The following is a 16120-nucleotide window of genomic DNA, read 5'->3' as shown; positions in this document are numbered from 1 at the left end:
TCCTTGTGGGAGCTGGCTTGCCAGCGATGAGGGCAGTCGAGCCAACAAATAAACCAACTGTTGCCCACACAACAACCTGCCAACAAATCCCCCTTCCACAAAACATCAACCCCATCCCGAAACCCAACAAAACCGGACATTCCAAGGCTGGCACGCTTGCTGCTCTATGACTCCCATCTCCGAAAATGTCCCGAGGACACGCCAATGAGTCAGCAAGCCGTAAAATTTGCCTACTGGGTGCCGAACGTCAGCGGTGGGCTGGTGGTCAGCAAGATCGAACAGCGCACCGATTGGGGCATCGACTACAACCGCAAACTGGCGCAGCTCGCCGAGACGGCCGGGTTCGAATACGCGCTGACGCAGATCCGTTTCACCGCCGGGTATGGTGCGGAGTTCCAGCATGAATCCGTGGCGTTCAGCCACGCGTTACTCGCGGCCACCAGCAAACTCAAGGTGATCGCCGCGATTCTGCCCGGCCCATGGCAACCCGCGTTGGCGGCCAAGCAACTGGCAACCATCGACCAACTCACCAATGGCCGTATCGCGGTGAATATCGTCAGTGGCTGGTTCAAAGGCGAGTTCCAGGCCATCGGCGAGCATTGGCTGGAGCATGATGAGCGTTATCGCCGTTCCGAGGAGTTCATTCGCTCATTGCGCGGCGTGTGGAGTCAGGACAACTTCAGCTTTCGCGGCGACTTCTACCGCTTCGACAATTACAGCCTGAAGCCGAAACCGCTGGGCCGTCCGGAGATCTTCCAGGGCGGCAGTTCCCGTGCGGCGCGCGACATGGCCGCGCGCGTTTCGGACTGGTATTTCACCAACGGCAACAGCGTTGAGGGGATCAAGGCGCAGGTTGACGATATTCGTGCCAAAGCAGCGGCGAACAATCATTCGGTGAAGGTTGGTGTGAATGCCTTTGTCATCGCCCGTGACACCGAAGAAGAGGCCAGAGCCGTACTGGCGCAGATCATCGATCAGGCCGATCCAGAGGCAGTGAATGCTTTTGGCGACGCGGCGAAGCAGGCGGGCAGGGCGTCGCCGGAAGGTGAGGGCAACTGGGCGAAATCGACGTTTGAGGATCTGGTGCAGTACAACGATGGCTTCAAAACCAATCTGATTGGTACGCCGCTGCAGATTGCCGAGCGGATTGTCGCGTTGAAAGCGGTGGGTGTGGATCTGGTGCTGGCGGGGTTTCTGCACTTTCAGGAAGAAGTCGAATATTTCGGCCGGCGGGTGTTGCCGCTGGTGCGTGAACTGGAGGCCGAGAAGACCGCCGCCGTCGCTTGAACCCCACACATCCCCTGTAGGAGTGAGCCTGCTCGCGATGGCGTCTGAACATTCAACTTATATGTTGACTGACACACCGCTATCGCGAGCAGGCTCACTCCTACATTTGGAGCTGTGTTGGCTTACAGGTCGAGGTCGGACAGGCCTGGGTGATCATCCGGGCGCCGGCCCAGTGGCCAGTGGAACTTGCGTTCGCTCTCCTTGATCGGCATGTCGTTGATGCACGCGTAGCGCTGGAACATCAGGCCTTGCTCGTCGAATTCCCAGTTTTCATTGCCATAAGAGCGGAACCAGTTACCCGAGTCATCGTGCCATTCATAGGCGTAACGCACGGCGATGCGAGTATCCGAGTAAGCCCAGAGTTCCTTGATCAAACGGTAATCCAGCTCTTTCGCCCATTTACGGGTGAGGAAGGCCTTGGCTTCTTCGCGGTTGTTGGCGAACTCCGCGCGGTTACGCCACTTGGTGTCGAGGGTATAGGCCAGCGATACCCGTTCCGGGTCGCGGGAGTTCCAGCCATCCTCGGCCAGACGAACTTTCTCGATCGCCGATTCACGGTTGAAGGGCGGCAATGGCGGACGTACCTGGGCTGCAGTAGACATATCAGTCTCCCGATCTAATTAATAATTGAACAACAAGTCCGGCTTATTAAGGCGTTACAGGTCCAATAACTTTCGCGCCATGCATTGCGCATTATCGGCGGCACTGTGATCACCCATCACAAGCGCTACGGTAATGGCACCGTCAATCAGGATCAGCAACTGTTTGGCCAGCAGTTGCGGGTCCTCGGCGCCATGTTCGGTACACAGCTCGCACACGTAGTCGAGCAGCTTCTGTTTGTGTTCTTTGGCGACCAGGCGCACCGGGTCCTGTGGATCGCCGGTCTCGCCGCTGGTGTTGATGAAGGCGCAGCCACGGAAACCTTCCGAGGCGAACCAGCTCTTGAGCACCGTGAACAGGTTAAGCAGGCGATCGGCCGGGGTTTCGGCCTGATCGACAGCGCTGCGGTACCAGTGCATCCAGCGCACGTCGCGACGCTGCAAGGCGGCGACGGTCAGCGCGTCTTTGTCGGCAAAGTAGCGGTAGATGCTTTTTCTGGAGACGCCGGCGGTTTTCACCAGAAGGTCCATGCTGGTGGCAGCGATGCCACTTTTATAGATCAACTTTTCGGTGACATCCAGGATGATGTCGCGTGTGTCGTTGCTAGTGATTTCGTTCATGTGGCGAACAGTAGAACGATTGTTCTCCTTTGGCAATGGTTTTTTAAAATCAAAAGATCGCAGCCTTCGGCAGCTCCTACATTGGCCCGTGTAGGAGCTGCCGAAGGCTGCGATCTTTTGATCTCATTACGGGCACTAACAAGACCCGAAGGATGCGATGGTGTAAGCTCTCGGGTTCTTCGGATTCGACCCATTGCGAGCCCTATGCCGTTGCTTTTCAAACGCTCCTTGCTGCCCAAATTGCGCAGCTTCCCGCTGACCGCCGAGGCCGTGACCATTCTGTCCGGCGCCGCTGAATTTCGTCGTTGCCTGCTCGAGAAAATCGCTGCAGCGACCCAGCGCATCTACATCGTTGCGCTGTATCTGCAGCAAGACGAAGCCGGTCAGGAAATTCTCGATGCACTCCACGCCGCCAAGCTCAAGCGTCCCGAGCTGGAAATCGCCGTGGTGGTCGACTGGTTGCGCGCTCAGCGCGGGCTGATCGGCGCCGGCAAGCAGCCGGGCAATTCGGCGTGGTATCAGGAAATGACCCGCACGCACCAGAGCGAAGTGCCGGTTTATGGCGTTCCGGTGCAGACCCGCGAGTTGTTTGGTGTGCTGCATTTGAAAGGCTTCGTGATCGACGACTGCGTGGTCTACAGCGGCGCGAGCCTGAACAACGTTTACCTGCACAAGTTCGACAAATACCGTTTCGACCGCTACCACGTACTGCAAAGCCACGAGCTGGCGGACTCGATGCATCACTTGGTCAAGCACGGCCTGATCGAATCGAAAGCGGTGCATCGCCTCGATCTGCCGAACCTGCCGACCACGCGTAGCTTGCGCAATGACATCGGTGATCTGCGTAGCCGCCTCAAATATGCAACGTACGACACGGCCACCGGCAGCACCGCCAGAGACAGTCTGTCCGTTACCCCGTTGCTCGGCGTCGGCAAGAACAACCCGCTGAACCGGGCGATTCTCGAACTGATCGCCAGCGCGCAAAAACAGCTGACCATCTGCACGCCATACTTCAATCTGCCGCTGGGGGTGATTCGCGAGATCAACCGCGCATTGGCCCGTGGCGTGAAAATCGACATCGTCGTCGGCGACAAAACCGCCAACGACTTCTACATCCCGCCGAGCGAGCCGTTCAAGGTGATCGCAGCGTTGCCGTATCTGTACGAGATCAGCCTGCGGCGCTTTGCCAAGCGCCATCAGCGCAACATCGACAGCGGTCAGTTGAACCTGCACCTGTGGCGCGACGGCGATAACACCTATCACCTCAAGGGCATGTGGATCGATCAGCGTTATACGCTGCTCACCGGTAACAACCTGAATCCACGGGCGTTCCGCCTGGATCTTGAGAACGCGTTGTTGATTGATGACCCGAAGGGCGAGTGGCTGGAGCCGCGAGCGAAGGAACTGGAGGAGATTTTCCGCCATACCACGCGGATCGACAGCTTTCAGAGTCTGGAGACGCTGCCGGAATACCCGGCCGGGGTGGCCAAGTTTCTCAAGCGCGTGAGTCGGGTGCGGATTGAGCGGTTGCTCTACCGGATTTTGTAAGGCTGCTGAAAATGCCATCGCTGGCAAGCCAGCTCCCACAGGTTCTATGGCGTACACAATATTTGTGAATGACCGAGAACACTGTGGGAGCTGGATTGCCAGCGATGGGGCCCGCTTAGACGCTACAAAAAATCAATTCAGACCCAACTTGCCACGCAACGTGGACAGGTCTTCCGCCAGTGTATTCACCGGCCCGACCAGCGCCTTACGGTCGTTATCCTTCACCTTGTCATAAGTCTCGAAACCACCGTCCTTGGTCTTGTACTTGGCCAGAATCTTGTCGACCGTGGCAAAGTTCTTGTCGACCTTCGCTACGAAAGCCTTGTCCTGCTTTTCGATCTGCGGACGGAACAGATCAACGATTTTCTTCGCGCCGTCGATGTTGCCCTGGAAGTCGTAGAGGTCCGTGTGGCTGTAGCGGTCTTCTTCGCCGGAGATCTTGGTCGCGGCCACTTCTTCCAGCAACGCAGCAGCACCACCGACGACTTTCTCAGGCGGGAAGGTCAGGCCGGCGACGCGGGTTTGCAGGTCTTTGACGTCGCTATTGAGCTTGTCCGCCAGTTCGTTCAGGCCTTGGGTGCTTTTCTCCGAAAACAGTGAGTATTCGATGCGGTGGAAACCGGTGAAGTCATCGGCCTTCACGCCTTTCTCGTGGTCGTCGACGCGGGAGTCGATGGACGCATCGAGGTCACTGAACAGTTCGGCAATCGGCTCGATCGACTCGTAGTAAACGCGGGTCGGTGCGTAGAGCTTTTGCGCGGTGGCCAGGTCACCTTTCTTCACGGCGTCGGTGAATTGTTGGGTGTGGCTACCCAGTTCATCCAATTGCTCGGTGACGTAAATCTTGTAGTCCGAAACCGGCCCGACCAGATCCAGCGGTGCCGTGGCGGCGAACGCCGACAGCGGGGTGTTGAGCAAACCTAGGGTCAGCAATAACGCGAGTGGCGTCTTTTTCATGGGGGCGGCTCCAGTGTTGAGATGTTGTTTCAGGCAGCGGTTTTCGGTTGTGTGGCGTTGAGCAGCGAGCGGCCGATGAAGTCCTTGTCGCCCGTGACACCCGGCAGGGTGAAAAAGTACCCGCCGCCGACCGGTTTGAGGTATTCCTCCAGCGGCTCACCGTTGAGGCGGGTCTGCACGGTGATGAAGCCTTTTTCCAGGTTGGCCTGGTAACAGATGAACAGCAGGCCCATGTCGAGCTGGCCGTTCTTGTTCACGCCATTCGAATAGTTGAACGGCCGGCGCAGGATCAGATTGGCCTGGGTTTCAGCCGTACGCGGATTAGCCAGGCGAATGTGCGCGTCGAGCTTGGTCAGCTTGCCGGCCGGGTCTTTGCTGTAATCCGGTACTTCGGTCTCATGCTGCGCACCCATCGGCGCGCCGGTGGTCTTGACCCGGCCGATGATGCTTTCCTGTTCCTGCAACGGCGTACGGTCCCAGCGCTCGACAAAGTTGCGGATGATCCGCACCGCTTGGTAACTGCCATGGGCAGCCCAGGCCGGTTCATCGCTGCCCGGTTGCACCCAGACCAGACGATCCATGGCTTTGCTGTCGTTGGAGTCGGGGTTGGCCGAGCCATCACGGAAACCGAGGAAGTTGCGCGCCGATTGCGCCGGCACCCCCGGTTTCGCCGGGGCTTGCGGCGGCACGCTGCCTTCCTGTTTCCAGCGCACCAGCAACAGGTCGGGGAGGTTTTTGACGATGTCGCGCAGGGCGTGAATGTTGGTGTCGGCGGTGTTCGAGCAGAACTGCAAACTCAGATCGCCATGGCAGCAATCGGCGTCCAGCGCATCGTTGGGAAACCCGACCATGCGCATCAGGCGTTTGGGTTTGGCGTCGGCCAGACCGAAGCGCTCGTCGAACAGCGATTCACCGACGGACACGGTGATGGTCAGGTTGTCCGGCGTGACGTTCGGGCCGAGGATGCCAGAATCCGGCGGCGGCAGTTTCGGATCGATCTGTGCGACCGGGCCACCCTTCATCAGAAAGGCAATGCGCTCGTTGAGCGTGCGGAACAGCCGCTCCAGATCTTCGCGATCACTGGCCAACACATCGAATGACACCAGCATGCCCGACGCCGGACGCGGAGTGACGATGCCGGCCTGGTGCACGCCGTGGAAATCGTGGCGGTCTTCGGTCTTGTCGCTGCTCGGTGCTTCGGTGACCTGCGCCGGCGCGGCGGCCATGGCCGGGCAGCTCAGGGCGGACCCGGCGAGGGCGACACCGGCGGCGCCCATGCCCATCAAGACACGGCGGCGTTGCAGGTTGAGCGTTTCTAAATCTTTCATCGGGAATTCTTCTTCTGCTTACAGGCCGGAGAGGCCGAGGGCGGGATCGATGCCATCCAGTGCGTCGGCCAGAGCCTGAGCCTTGTCGGCGATCTGCTTGCGTTGTGCGCCGCTGACGGAGTCGTAGCTGGCGTAGCCGTCCTTGATCTTGTAGCTATTGAGTTCGCTGTCGAAGTCGGCCAGTGCCTTGTCGATTTTCGGCAGCAGGTCGGCGGCAGACTTGGTCAGCATCGGCCGCAGCAGATCGACGACTTTGCGCGCGGTCTGTGCGTTGGCGGCGAAACCGTTGAGGTCGCTGTGGCTGTAGCGTTCTTCTTCGCCACTGGCGGCGCGTACGTCGGCCAAGGTGTTGAGGTTGCGCACGATGATGTTGACCAGTTGCTCCGGTGGCAGCGACTGCGCGAGCAATTGCTGTTTGAGCGCGGTGACGTCGCTGAGCAGGCGCTGGGCCACGGGTGTCAGCTCGTCGAGTTTGCGTTGCTGGAACAGCGCGTATTCGAGGCGGTGGAAACCAACGAAGGCCGGATCCTGCTCGCGTTTCTCGAAGTAATCGGCGCGGGCGTTGATGCTGTTGTCGAGTTCGGCCAGGCGTTGCGCGGCCGGGGCCAGACGTTGATAAGCCGCACGCGCGGGCAGGTACAGCGCCTGGGCCTGGCTGAGATCACCGCTTTCAATCGCTCCATTGAGCGCCGTGACGGCTTTGATCAGCGCGCTGCTCTGGCTGGCCAGGTACACACGGAATTCCGACAGCGGCCCGACGAAGGCGACCATCGACGGTTTGGCTTTGGCCGCAGCATCGGAGGCAGCCGTCGGCGTCACATGCAGTGTGCCGCGAGGATTACTCAGCAACCCGCAGGTGATTGCGTAATCGCCCGGTTGCAGATTGGCGTTGATCACCTGGCTCAGGCCCGGCGCGATGTTTTCGCGTTCTTCAACGACGAGTACGCCGTCAAGGATTTCCCATTCCACCGCCCGGTCGGAGCGGTTGACGATGCGGAAACTGGCGCGGCCAGCCGGCACCGTCAGCGCATTCGGCTCGCAACTGCCCGGATGAATGTTCACCACCACTTCATCGTGGTTGTGCTGACGCTTGGCCGCAGCCATTTTCGAGGCGTAATAAAACAGACCACCGGCGGCGATCATCACCACCACTGAACCGGCCACCGCCCAACGCAAGGCGCGAGGAGGGGAGGCCTGAGGAGTATTAGGCTTTGACATGGATGCCCTTATTGGCTGGAAACGGAAGACGATTGCGTGGAGGGCTTGGGCGCGGGAAGGAAGAACATCACCAGCGCCACCAGCAGATAAAGCAGATAGGCACCGAGGGTGCTGACGGTCGGCGCATCCTGATAACCGAACATGCCGGCCAGCACCGAGCCCAACGGGCCATCCATCGGTAGCGTCGCGCTGAAGTCGAAGAGCACGGTCTGCAGGTGATTCCACAGCCCGGCTTCATGCAGGGCCTGCACCGAGTTGGCGAGAATCCCGGCAGCGACCACCAGAATGAACAGGCCGGTCCACTTGAAGAACGCCGAAAGATTGAGGCGCATGCTGCCGCTGTAGATCAGGAACCCGACGATGATCGCCAGAATCAGCCCGAGCAGGGCACCGATCGGCGCGCCCGGGCCTTCGCTCTGCTGGAAAACCGCGAGCAGGAAGAACACCGTTTCCAGACCTTCACGGGCGACTGCGAAAAACACCATGGCGATCAACGCGATCACTTGATGTCTGGAAGATGTCAACGCGTGATCGAGCGAGGCTTGCAGCGAATGTTTGATCGAACGCGCGACCTTGCGCATCCAGAAGACCATGGAGCTGAGAATGCCCACGGCCACCAGCCCGACGATGCCTTCGAACAGTTCCTGCTGTTTTTGCGGGAATTCAGCGCTGACCAGTTCCAGGCCACCACCGACCAGCAGGGCGAGGGCGGCAGCGAGAAACACGCCGATCCACACGGCAGGCATCCATTGACCACGGCCAGTCTGTTGCAGGTAGCTGGCGATAATGCCAACGATCAGCGCGGCTTCAATGCCTTCGCGCAGCATGATCAGAAAGGGAACGAGCATTCGGCATCCAAGAGGTCATTTCTAGAGGTTACAAGTTGTAACATAATGAAAGTCATTCTCACATGACATTGATTGACATAAACCTGAACAGTTGCTGAACGACCTCAATTTTTGCCTCGCATTGATCCCTGTAGGAGTGAGCCTGCTCGCGATAGCGGTGTGTCAGAACATTCAGCGCTAAATGACACGACGCCATCGCGAGCAGGCTCACTCCTACAGGGGATTCGTGTTGAATTCGTGTCCTGCGGTAATATGCCTGCCACCCAAAACAACAAGGTTTATCGCGCTCCATGTCGGAAAAAGACACCATCGCCGTTCAACTGGTGCGTGAAGCGCTGCTGCAAAGTTGTGCCCCGGGCGTGGCCATGGAAGAAGTCTTGAACAAGGTCGGGATTGATCCGCTGCTGCTGCAAACCGAGCACGGCCGGGTGCCGGCCTCGCAGTACGCGAAACTCTGGCGGTTATTGGCGCGCCGTGGCGATGACGAGTTTTTCGGCATGGACGCGCGCAAGCTCAAGTCCGGCAGCCTTGAATTCCTCTGTCGCAGCGCGATGGCGCAACCGACGCTGGCAGCGGGTTTGAGCACGGGTTTGAGCTTTCTGTCGCTGATGCTTGAGCGCATGCCGGCGCAACTGGTGCACCAGCAAAGTCTGGCGGAAATCGTTCTGCTGGAGGATGAGCCCGAACCGCGCCGCGCCTTCACTTATTTCACTTATTGGATGATCGTCCACGGTGTGGCCTGCTGGCTGGCCGGGCGGCGGATTCCGATTCTGGCGATTGAACTGCGCTGCCCCGAACCGAATTTCACCGATGACTATCGGGTGATGTTTTCGGAAAACCTGCGTTTTGATCGGCCGCGAACCCGGATGATTTTCTCTGCCGATTGCCTCGACCTGCCGATCAAACGCACGGCCGAGGAGTTGAAGCGTTTTCTCGCCCACGCTCCGGCCAATATTCTGGTGAAGTACCGCGACCCGGAAAGCCTTGCCAGTAGGATCAAGCAGGATTTGCGGCAACTGCCGGCTGAACAATGGCCGGAAACCGAGGCGCTGGCGCAACAATTGTGCATGTCAGCCTCGACGTTGCGCCGGCGACTGGCTGAAGAAGGGCAGACCTATCAGGGCCTCAAGGACAGTGTGCGCAAGGAGCTGGCGATCATTTGGCTGGCGGAGCCTTCGATCAGTTTTGTCGAGATTGCCAGCCGCTTGGGCTTTGCTGATGCGAGTTCGTTTTACAAGGCGTTTCGCAAGTGGTCGGGTTCGAATCCGGGCCATTACCGCACGTTGATCCTGAACGAGGTTGTCTGATCCAACACATCCCGCCGCTTGATCGTCCCCACGATCTGCGTGGGAATGCCTCAAGGGACGCTCCGCGTTCCAGCTCTGGAGCGGACGCAGAGCGTCCAAGGCTGCATTCCCACGCAGAGCGTGGGAACGATCAGTGTGGTAGCAGTATTGGCCAAACCAGTCAGCCACATTGATGGCTTTGACCATTGCCGCCGCTGCCCCACAGCGCGACTATCTCCCTGTTGTTTACGCTTCCCAGCCTAATAAAAAACAGAGGGATTCTGGCAATGCGCGATTACTTGTCTGCCACCGCACAGTTCAACTATCAGCACACCGTGGATGCCGCGCTTAGCGGTACGCTTGAGGCGCTCAACGCCTGCGTCGAATGTTGCGACCGCCACGCCTTGCCTGGGCGCATTGCGCTGTTCTGGGAAGGCCGCGACGGTGCCAGTGCGACGTACACGTTCAACGATCTGCAGGACAAAGCCGCGCGTTTCGCCAATTTCCTTCTCGCCCAAGGCGTGCAGAAGGGCGACAAGGTCGCCGGGCTGCTGCCGCGCAACGTCGAATTGCTCATCACCGTGTTGGCCACCTGGCGCATCGGCGCGGTGTATCAGCCGCTGTTCACCGCGTTCGGCCCTAAAGCCCTCGAACATCGCCTGAACAACTCCGGCGCCAAAGTCGTTGTTACTGACGCGGTCAACCGGCCGAAACTCGCTGAAGTCGCCGATTGCCCGACGCTCGTTACCGTCGGCGGGGCCAAAGGCCAGGGCATCGTCCGTGGCGATTTCAGTTTCTGGGCCGAACTGGCCAACTATTCCAGCGTCTGCGAACCGGTGCTGCTGAGCGGCGAAGACCCGTTTCTGCTGATGTTCACCTCGGGCACCACCGGTCCGTCGAAAGCGCTGTCGGTGCCACTCAAAGCCATCGTTGCCTTCCAGAGTTACACCCGTGATGCCGTCGATCTGCGTCCGGAAGACTCGTTCTGGAACGTCGCCGATCCGGGCTGGGCCTACGGCATCTACTTCGGCGTCACCGGGCCGTTGTCGATGGGCCACCCGATCACCTTCTACGATGGCCCGTTCACCCTCGAAAGCACCTGCCGGGTGATCAACAAGTACGGCATCACCAACCTCACCGGATCGCCAACCGCTTATCGCTTGCTGATTGCCGGCGGTGACGAGTTCGCCAAGTCGATCAAAGGCAAATTACGCATCGTCAGCAGCGCCGGTGAGCCGCTGAACCCGGAAGTGATTCGTTGGTTCGCCGACAACCTCGACGTGGTCATCCACGACCATTACGGCCAGACCGAACTGGGCATGGTCCTGTGCAATCACCACGGTCTCGACCACGCGGTTCATGTCGGCGCCGCCGGTTTCGCTTCGCCGGGCCATCGCATCGTCGTGCTCGACGATCAGTACAACGAACTCGGCGTCGGCCAGCCGGGCATTCTTGCCATCGACCGGCCGCAATCACCGATGTGCTGGTTCGGTGGCTACGAAGGCGCGCCGACCAAAGCCTTCGTCGGCGATTACTACCTCAGCGGCGACACCGTGGAATGGAACCCGGACGGCAGCATCAGCTTCGTCGGCCGCAGTGACGACGTGATCACCACCTCCGGCTACCGCGTAGGCCCGTTCGACGTGGAAAGTGCACTGATTGAACACCCGGCCGTGGTCGAGGCGGCGGTGGTCGGCAAACCCGATCCGGAGCGCACCGAACTGGTCAAAGCTTTCGTGGTGCTGAGTGCGCAATACCGTGCGGCTCCGGAGTTGGCCGAAGAGCTGCGTCAACATGTGCGCAAGCGTCTGGCCGCGCATTCGTACCCGCGTGAAATCGAATTTGTCAGCGAATTGCCCAAGACCCCAAGTGGCAAATTGCAGCGCTTTATCTTGCGCAACCAGGAAATCGCCAAAGCTCAAGAGGCTGCGGCGCATAACGTTTCAGCTTGAATCAGGAAATACAGTCATGCAGATCGAGAACAAGATTTTTATCGTCACCGGCGGCGCATCGGGCCTCGGTGCGGCCACCGCTGAATTGTTGGTCAGTGCCGGCGCCAAAGTGATGCTGGTGGACATGAACGCCGAAGCCGTGGCCGCTCAGGCTCAGCGTCTGGGCGCACAAAGCGTTGTCGCCGACATCAGCAACGAAGCCGCCGCTGAAGCTGCCGTGCAGGCGACGGTAAAAGCCTTTGGCAGCCTCAACGGTCTGGTCAACTGCGCCGGCATCGTCCGTGGCGAGAAGATCCTCGGCAAGAACGGCCCGCATGCGCTGAGCAGTTTTGCCCAAGTGATCAACGTCAACCTGATCGGCAGCTTCAACATGTTGCGTCTGGCCGCTGCGGCGATTGCCGAATCCGAGGCGAACGCAGACGGCGAGCGCGGTGTGATCATCAACACCGCCTCGGTCGCGGCATTCGACGGTCAGATCGGCCAAGCGGCGTACTCGGCCTCCAAAGGCGCGATCGCCAGCCTGACGCTGCCAGCCGCCCGCGAACTGGCGCGTTTCGGCATTCGCGTGATGACCATCGCCCCGGGCATTTTCGAAACACCGATGATGGCCGGCATGACCCCGGAAGTCCGCGATTCGCTGGCCGCCGGCGTGCCGTTCCCGCCGCGTCTGGGCAAGCCTGCCGAGTACGCCGCGCTGGTTCGGCATATCATCGAAAACAGCATGCTCAACGGCGAGGTGATCCGTCTCGACGGTGCCTTGCGCATGGCCGCCAAGTAAGGAGGAATTGTCATGACTATTTCCAACGATCCGATTGTTATCGTCAGCGCTGTGCGCACGCCAATGGGTGGATTTCAGGGCGAACTGAAAAGCCTCACCGCGCCGCAACTCGGTGCTGCGGCGATCAAGGCTGCGGTTGAGCGCGCCGGTGTCGCCAGCGATGCAGTCGATGAAGTGCTGTTTGGTTGCGTATTGCCTGCGGGCCTCGGTCAGGCGCCTGCGCGTCAGGCTGCGTTGGGCGCCGGCCTGGATAAATCGACCCGTTGCACCACCGTCAACAAGATGTGCGGCTCGGGCATGGAAACCACCATTCTCGCCCATGACATGCTGGTCGCTGGCAGTGCCGATGTGGTGATTGCCGGTGGCATGGAAAGCATGTCCAACTCGCCGTATCTGCTGGATCGCGCGCGCGCCGGTTATCGCATGGGCCATGGCCGTGTGCTCGATTCGATGTTCCTCGACGGCCTCGAAGACGCCTACGACAAGGGTCGTCTGATGGGCACCTTCGCCGAGGATTGCGCCGAAACCAATAGCTTCAGCCGTGAGGCGCAGGACGCTTTTGCCATCGCCTCGACCACCCGCGCGCAGCAGGCGATCAAGGACGGCAGCTTCAAGGACGAAATCGTCCCGCTGACCGTGACCGTCGGCAAAGAACAGGTGCTGATCAGTAACGACGAACAACCGCCAAAAGCCAAACTGGACAAGATTGCCTCGCTGAAACCGGCGTTTCGCGAAGGCGGCACGGTGACGGCGGCGAACTCCAGCTCGATTTCTGACGGTGCGGCGGCACTGGTGCTGATGCGTCAGTCGCAGGCGCAGAAACTCGGACTGAAAACGTTGGCAGTGATCCATGGCCACGCCGCGTTCGCCGATACCCCGGGCCTGTTCCCGGTGGCGCCAATTGGTGCGATCAAGAAGCTGATCAAGAAAACCGGTTGGTCGCTGGGTGATGTCGATCTGTTTGAGGTCAACGAGGCGTTTGCCGTGGTTGGCATGGCGGCGATGACACACCTGGAAATCCCGCATGACAAGTTGAATGTGCATGGCGGTGCTTGTGCGCTGGGCCATCCGATCGGCGCGTCGGGTGCGCGGATTCTGGTGACGTTGCTGTCGGCCCTGCGCCAGAGAAAGCAGAAACGCGGTATCGCGGCGATCTGCATCGGCGGCGGCGAAGCCACGGCCATGGCCGTGGAATGCGTCTACTAAACGCACTAATCCTGTAGGAGCTGACGAGTGCAACGAGGCTGCGATCTTTTGATCTTGTTTTTAGATCAAGAGCAAAAGATCGCAGCCTGCGGCAGCTCCTACAGGGGACCGCGTGTAACCCGGATTAAGGATTCACCATGATTCCCAACGAAGACCAAACCCAGATCCGCGACATGGCCCGGCAGTTTGCCGAGGAACGCCTGAAACCGTTCGCCGCCGAGTGGGATCGCGAGCACCGTTTTCCCAAGGAAGCCATCGGTGAGATGGCTGAGCTGGGCTTCTTCGGCATGCTCGTGCCGGAGCAGTGGGGCGGTTGCGACACCGGCTACCTGGCCTACGCCATGGCCCTGGAAGAAATCGCCGCCGGTGACGGTGCCTGCTCGACGATCATGAGCGTACACAACTCGGTCGGCTGCGTGCCGATTCTCAAGTTCGGTAACGACGATCAGCGTGAACGCTTCCTCAAACCGTTGGCCAGCGGCGCCATGCTCGGCGCCTTTGCACTGACCGAACCGCAGGCCGGTTCCGATGCCAGCAGCCTGAAAACCCGCGCACGGCTGGAAGGCGATCACTACGTACTGAACGGCTGCAAACAGTTCATCACCTCCGGGCAGAACGCCGGGATCGTGATTGTGTTTGCGGTGACCGATCCGAGTGCCGGCAAACGCGGCATCACTGCGTTTATAGTGCCGACCGATTCGCCGGGCTACAAAGTCGCTCGCGTCGAAGACAAGCTCGGTCAACACGCGTCCGACACCTGCCAGATTCTCTTCGAAGACGTCAAAGTGCCGGTGGCCAACCGTTTGGGCGAGGAGGGCGAGGGCTACAAAATCGCCCTGGCCAACCTTGAAGGCGGCCGCGTCGGCATCGCCTCGCAATCGGTGGGCATGGCCCGCGCCGCGTTTGAAGCGGCGCGTGATTACGCCCGTGAGCGCGACACCTTCGGCAAACCAATTATTGAGCATCAAGCCGTGGCATTCCGCTTGGCCGACATGGCCACGCAGATCGCCGTCGCCCGGCAGATGGTGCATTACGCCGCTGCTCTGCGCGACAGCGGTCAACCGGCACTGGTCGAGGCGTCGATGGCCAAACTGTTCGCTTCGGAAATGGCCGAGAAGGTCTGTTCGATGGCGTTGCAAACCCTCGGTGGTTACGGTTACCTCAACGACTTCCCACTGGAACGCATCTACCGTGACGTGCGTGTCTGCCAGATCTACGAAGGCACCAGCGATATTCAGCGCATGGTCATTTCGCGCAATCTTTGACAAGGAATTTTAATCATGACTTACGAAACCATTCTGCTCGAAACCCATGGCCGCGTTGGCCTGATCACCCTGAACCGCCCGCAGGCGCTGAACGCGCTGAATGCGCAACTGGTCAGCGAAGTGAATCAGGCCCTTGATGCGCTGGAAGCCGATGCGAACATTGGTTGCATTGTCCTCACTGGCTCGAAAAAGGCCTTTGCCGCCGGCGCCGATATCAAGGAAATGGCCGAGCTGACCTACCCGCAGATCTACATGGACGACCTGTTCAGCGACAGCGATCGCGTGGCCAACCGCCGTAAGCCGATCATCGCGGCGGTCAACGGTTTCTCCCTCGGCGGTGGCTGTGAGCTGGCGCTGATGTGCGATTTCATTCTGGCAGGCGACAACGCAAAGTTCGGTCAACCGGAAATCAATCTCGGTGTGTTGCCGGGCATGGGCGGCACCCAGCGCCTGACTCGCGCCGTCGGCAAGGCGAAAGCCATGGAAATGTGCCTGAGCGGACGTTTGATCGATGCAGTGGAGGCTGAGCGTTGCGGGATTGTCGCGCGGATTGTGCCGAGCGATGAGTTGCTCGACGAAGCGCTGAAAGTGGCGGCGGTGATTGCCAGCAAGTCGCTGCCGATTGCGATGATGATCAAAGAGAGCGTGAATCGTGCCTTTGAAGTGAACCTGACCGAGGGCGTGCGCTTTGAACGTCGGGTGTTCCATGCAGCGTTTGCCACGCAGGATCAGAAGGAAGGGATGGCGGCGTTTATTGCCAAGCGTGAGGCCGACTTCAAGGGTAAGTAACGCGACTAAAGCGAAAAGCCCCTCACCCTAACCCTCTCCCGGAGGGAGAGGGGACTGATTGGGGGATATTTCAGATTTACGCCGACCTGGGTGCTCATCACCGAATCCGTAATCGACTCAGTCTTTCAGGTCGACGTATAACGCCAGACACCTCGGTCGGCTCCCTCTCCCAGAGGAAGAGGGAGTGATTGGGGGATGCTTGGAAGGTACGCCGACCTGAAAGAGTTTTACCGAATCCCTGATTGACCTGGCTTACCGAATCGATAATCGACTCGGTCTTTCAGGTCGACGTATGACGCCAGACACCTCGGTTGATCTGGCTTAATGATTCTGGACACCCCTAAAGGGCGGTAATCTACGCCCAACGACGAGGTGTAGTTTGACCAGACGATATTTTTCGACAGATTTCAAGCGGGATGCGGCTTGCCTGGTTTTGGA

General features: G+C 59.5%; 14 protein-coding genes. 8 read left to right on the top strand and 6 right to left on the bottom strand.

The features are described from left to right. Positions 1-204: 204 nt before the first annotated feature. Positions 205-1287: a dimethylsulfone monooxygenase SfnG gene (gene sfnG, locus CKW38_RS16235; RefSeq protein ID WP_007914750.1), complete on the top strand. Its 1083-nt coding sequence runs from the start codon at positions 205-207 to the stop codon at positions 1285-1287. A 122-nt stretch (positions 1288-1409) separates the two neighbouring features. Here the strand turns inward: sfnG and CKW38_RS16230 are convergent, their stop codons facing one another. After that, the gene (locus CKW38_RS16230) at positions 1410-1889 is read right to left on the bottom strand and encodes a nuclear transport factor 2 family protein (RefSeq protein WP_007914738.1); all 480 of its coding nucleotides are present in this window, start codon (positions 1887-1889) and stop codon (positions 1410-1412) included. A gap of 54 nt (positions 1890-1943) precedes the next feature. Further along, a complete protein-coding gene (locus CKW38_RS16225; protein WP_007914737.1) occupies positions 1944-2507 on the bottom strand; it encodes a TetR/AcrR family transcriptional regulator in 564 nt (187 codons plus the stop codon). A gap of 204 nt (positions 2508-2711) precedes the next feature. Here CKW38_RS16225 and pssA point away from each other — a divergent pair, with 204 nt between their 5' ends. After that, entirely contained in the window at positions 2712-4055 is a 1344-nt protein-coding gene (pssA, locus tag CKW38_RS16220) for a CDP-diacylglycerol--serine O-phosphatidyltransferase (protein WP_007949921.1), read from the top strand. 132 nt (positions 4056-4187) lie between these two features. Here the strand turns inward: pssA and efeO (CKW38_RS16215) are convergent, their stop codons facing one another. Genes efeO (CKW38_RS16215) through efeU form a run of 4 tightly spaced genes read right to left on the bottom strand, consistent with a single transcriptional unit; the run spans position 4188 to position 8406 of the window. Continuing rightward, positions 4188-5012 (bottom strand): iron uptake system protein EfeO, encoded by an 825-nt coding sequence (gene efeO / locus CKW38_RS16215; protein ID WP_095113255.1) that lies wholly within the window; start codon positions 5010-5012, stop codon positions 4188-4190. Between the two features lie 29 nt (positions 5013-5041). After that, complete coding sequence (gene efeB, locus CKW38_RS16210; protein ID WP_095113254.1) at positions 5042-6340, bottom strand: iron uptake transporter deferrochelatase/peroxidase subunit; 1299 nt, start codon at positions 6338-6340, stop codon at positions 5042-5044. Between the two features lie 18 nt (positions 6341-6358). Next, on the bottom strand, positions 6359-7558 hold the full coding sequence (gene efeO / locus CKW38_RS16205; RefSeq protein WP_095113253.1) for an iron uptake system protein EfeO: 1200 nt from the start codon (positions 7556-7558) through the stop codon (positions 6359-6361). Between the two features lie 8 nt (positions 7559-7566). Continuing rightward, positions 7567-8406, bottom strand: coding sequence for an iron uptake transporter permease EfeU (gene efeU / locus CKW38_RS16200; protein WP_007918853.1), 840 nt, complete (start codon positions 8404-8406; stop codon positions 7567-7569). 290 nt (positions 8407-8696) lie between these two features. Here efeU and CKW38_RS16195 point away from each other — a divergent pair, with 290 nt between their 5' ends. The 6 genes from CKW38_RS16195 to CKW38_RS16170 all read left to right on the top strand — a co-directional run bounded on the left by CKW38_RS16195 (position 8697) and on the right by CKW38_RS16170 (position 15682). Further along, positions 8697-9713, top strand: coding sequence for an AraC family transcriptional regulator (locus CKW38_RS16195; protein WP_095113252.1), 1017 nt, complete (start codon positions 8697-8699; stop codon positions 9711-9713). A gap of 266 nt (positions 9714-9979) precedes the next feature. After that, positions 9980-11644 carry an AMP-binding protein gene (locus CKW38_RS16190; protein WP_095113251.1) on the top strand — a complete coding sequence of 555 codons (1665 nt, stop codon included), beginning with the start codon at positions 9980-9982 and terminating at the stop codon, positions 11642-11644. A gap of 16 nt (positions 11645-11660) precedes the next feature. Continuing rightward, entirely contained in the window at positions 11661-12422 is a 762-nt protein-coding gene (locus CKW38_RS16185; RefSeq protein ID WP_095113250.1) for an SDR family NAD(P)-dependent oxidoreductase, read from the top strand. A gap of 12 nt (positions 12423-12434) precedes the next feature. After that, on the top strand, positions 12435-13628 hold the full coding sequence (locus CKW38_RS16180; protein ID WP_095113249.1) for an acetyl-CoA C-acyltransferase: 1194 nt from the start codon (positions 12435-12437) through the stop codon (positions 13626-13628). Between the two features lie 137 nt (positions 13629-13765). Further along, on the top strand, positions 13766-14893 hold the full coding sequence (locus CKW38_RS16175; RefSeq protein WP_007918873.1) for an acyl-CoA dehydrogenase: 1128 nt from the start codon (positions 13766-13768) through the stop codon (positions 14891-14893). Between the two features lie 15 nt (positions 14894-14908). Beyond that, on the top strand, positions 14909-15682 hold the full coding sequence (locus tag CKW38_RS16170; RefSeq protein ID WP_095113248.1) for an enoyl-CoA hydratase: 774 nt from the start codon (positions 14909-14911) through the stop codon (positions 15680-15682). Positions 15683-16120: the final 438 nt, after the last annotated feature.

The sequence above is a fragment of the Pseudomonas sp. Irchel 3H7 genome, assembly GCF_900187605.1.
Taxonomy (GTDB): domain Bacteria; phylum Pseudomonadota; class Gammaproteobacteria; order Pseudomonadales; family Pseudomonadaceae; genus Aquipseudomonas.
Note: the sequence above shows the minus strand (reverse complement) of the source record. Positions and strands in the feature narration are given on the sequence as shown.

Coding starts and splice junctions, on each gene's coding strand:
- efeB (WP_095113254.1), bottom strand. CDS start 6,340: ATGAAAGATTTAGAAACGCTCAACCTGCAACGCCGCCGTGTCTTGATG.
- CKW38_RS16180 (WP_095113249.1), top strand. CDS start 12,435: ATGACTATTTCCAACGATCCGATTGTTATCGTCAGCGCTGTGCGCACG.
- efeO (WP_095113253.1), bottom strand. CDS start 7,558: ATGTCAAAGCCTAATACTCCTCAGGCCTCCCCTCCTCGCGCCTTGCGT.
- CKW38_RS16225 (WP_007914737.1), bottom strand. CDS start 2,507: ATGAACGAAATCACTAGCAACGACACACGCGACATCATCCTGGATGTC.
- sfnG (WP_007914750.1), top strand. CDS start 205: ATGAGTCAGCAAGCCGTAAAATTTGCCTACTGGGTGCCGAACGTCAGC.
- CKW38_RS16230 (WP_007914738.1), bottom strand. CDS start 1,889: ATGTCTACTGCAGCCCAGGTACGTCCGCCATTGCCGCCCTTCAACCGT.
- pssA (WP_007949921.1), top strand. CDS start 2,712: ATGCCGTTGCTTTTCAAACGCTCCTTGCTGCCCAAATTGCGCAGCTTC.
- CKW38_RS16185 (WP_095113250.1), top strand. CDS start 11,661: ATGCAGATCGAGAACAAGATTTTTATCGTCACCGGCGGCGCATCGGGC.
- CKW38_RS16170 (WP_095113248.1), top strand. CDS start 14,909: ATGACTTACGAAACCATTCTGCTCGAAACCCATGGCCGCGTTGGCCTG.
- efeU (WP_007918853.1), bottom strand. CDS start 8,406: ATGCTCGTTCCCTTTCTGATCATGCTGCGCGAAGGCATTGAAGCCGCG.
- CKW38_RS16175 (WP_007918873.1), top strand. CDS start 13,766: ATGATTCCCAACGAAGACCAAACCCAGATCCGCGACATGGCCCGGCAG.
- efeO (WP_095113255.1), bottom strand. CDS start 5,012: ATGAAAAAGACGCCACTCGCGTTATTGCTGACCCTAGGTTTGCTCAAC.
- CKW38_RS16195 (WP_095113252.1), top strand. CDS start 8,697: ATGTCGGAAAAAGACACCATCGCCGTTCAACTGGTGCGTGAAGCGCTG.
- CKW38_RS16190 (WP_095113251.1), top strand. CDS start 9,980: ATGCGCGATTACTTGTCTGCCACCGCACAGTTCAACTATCAGCACACC.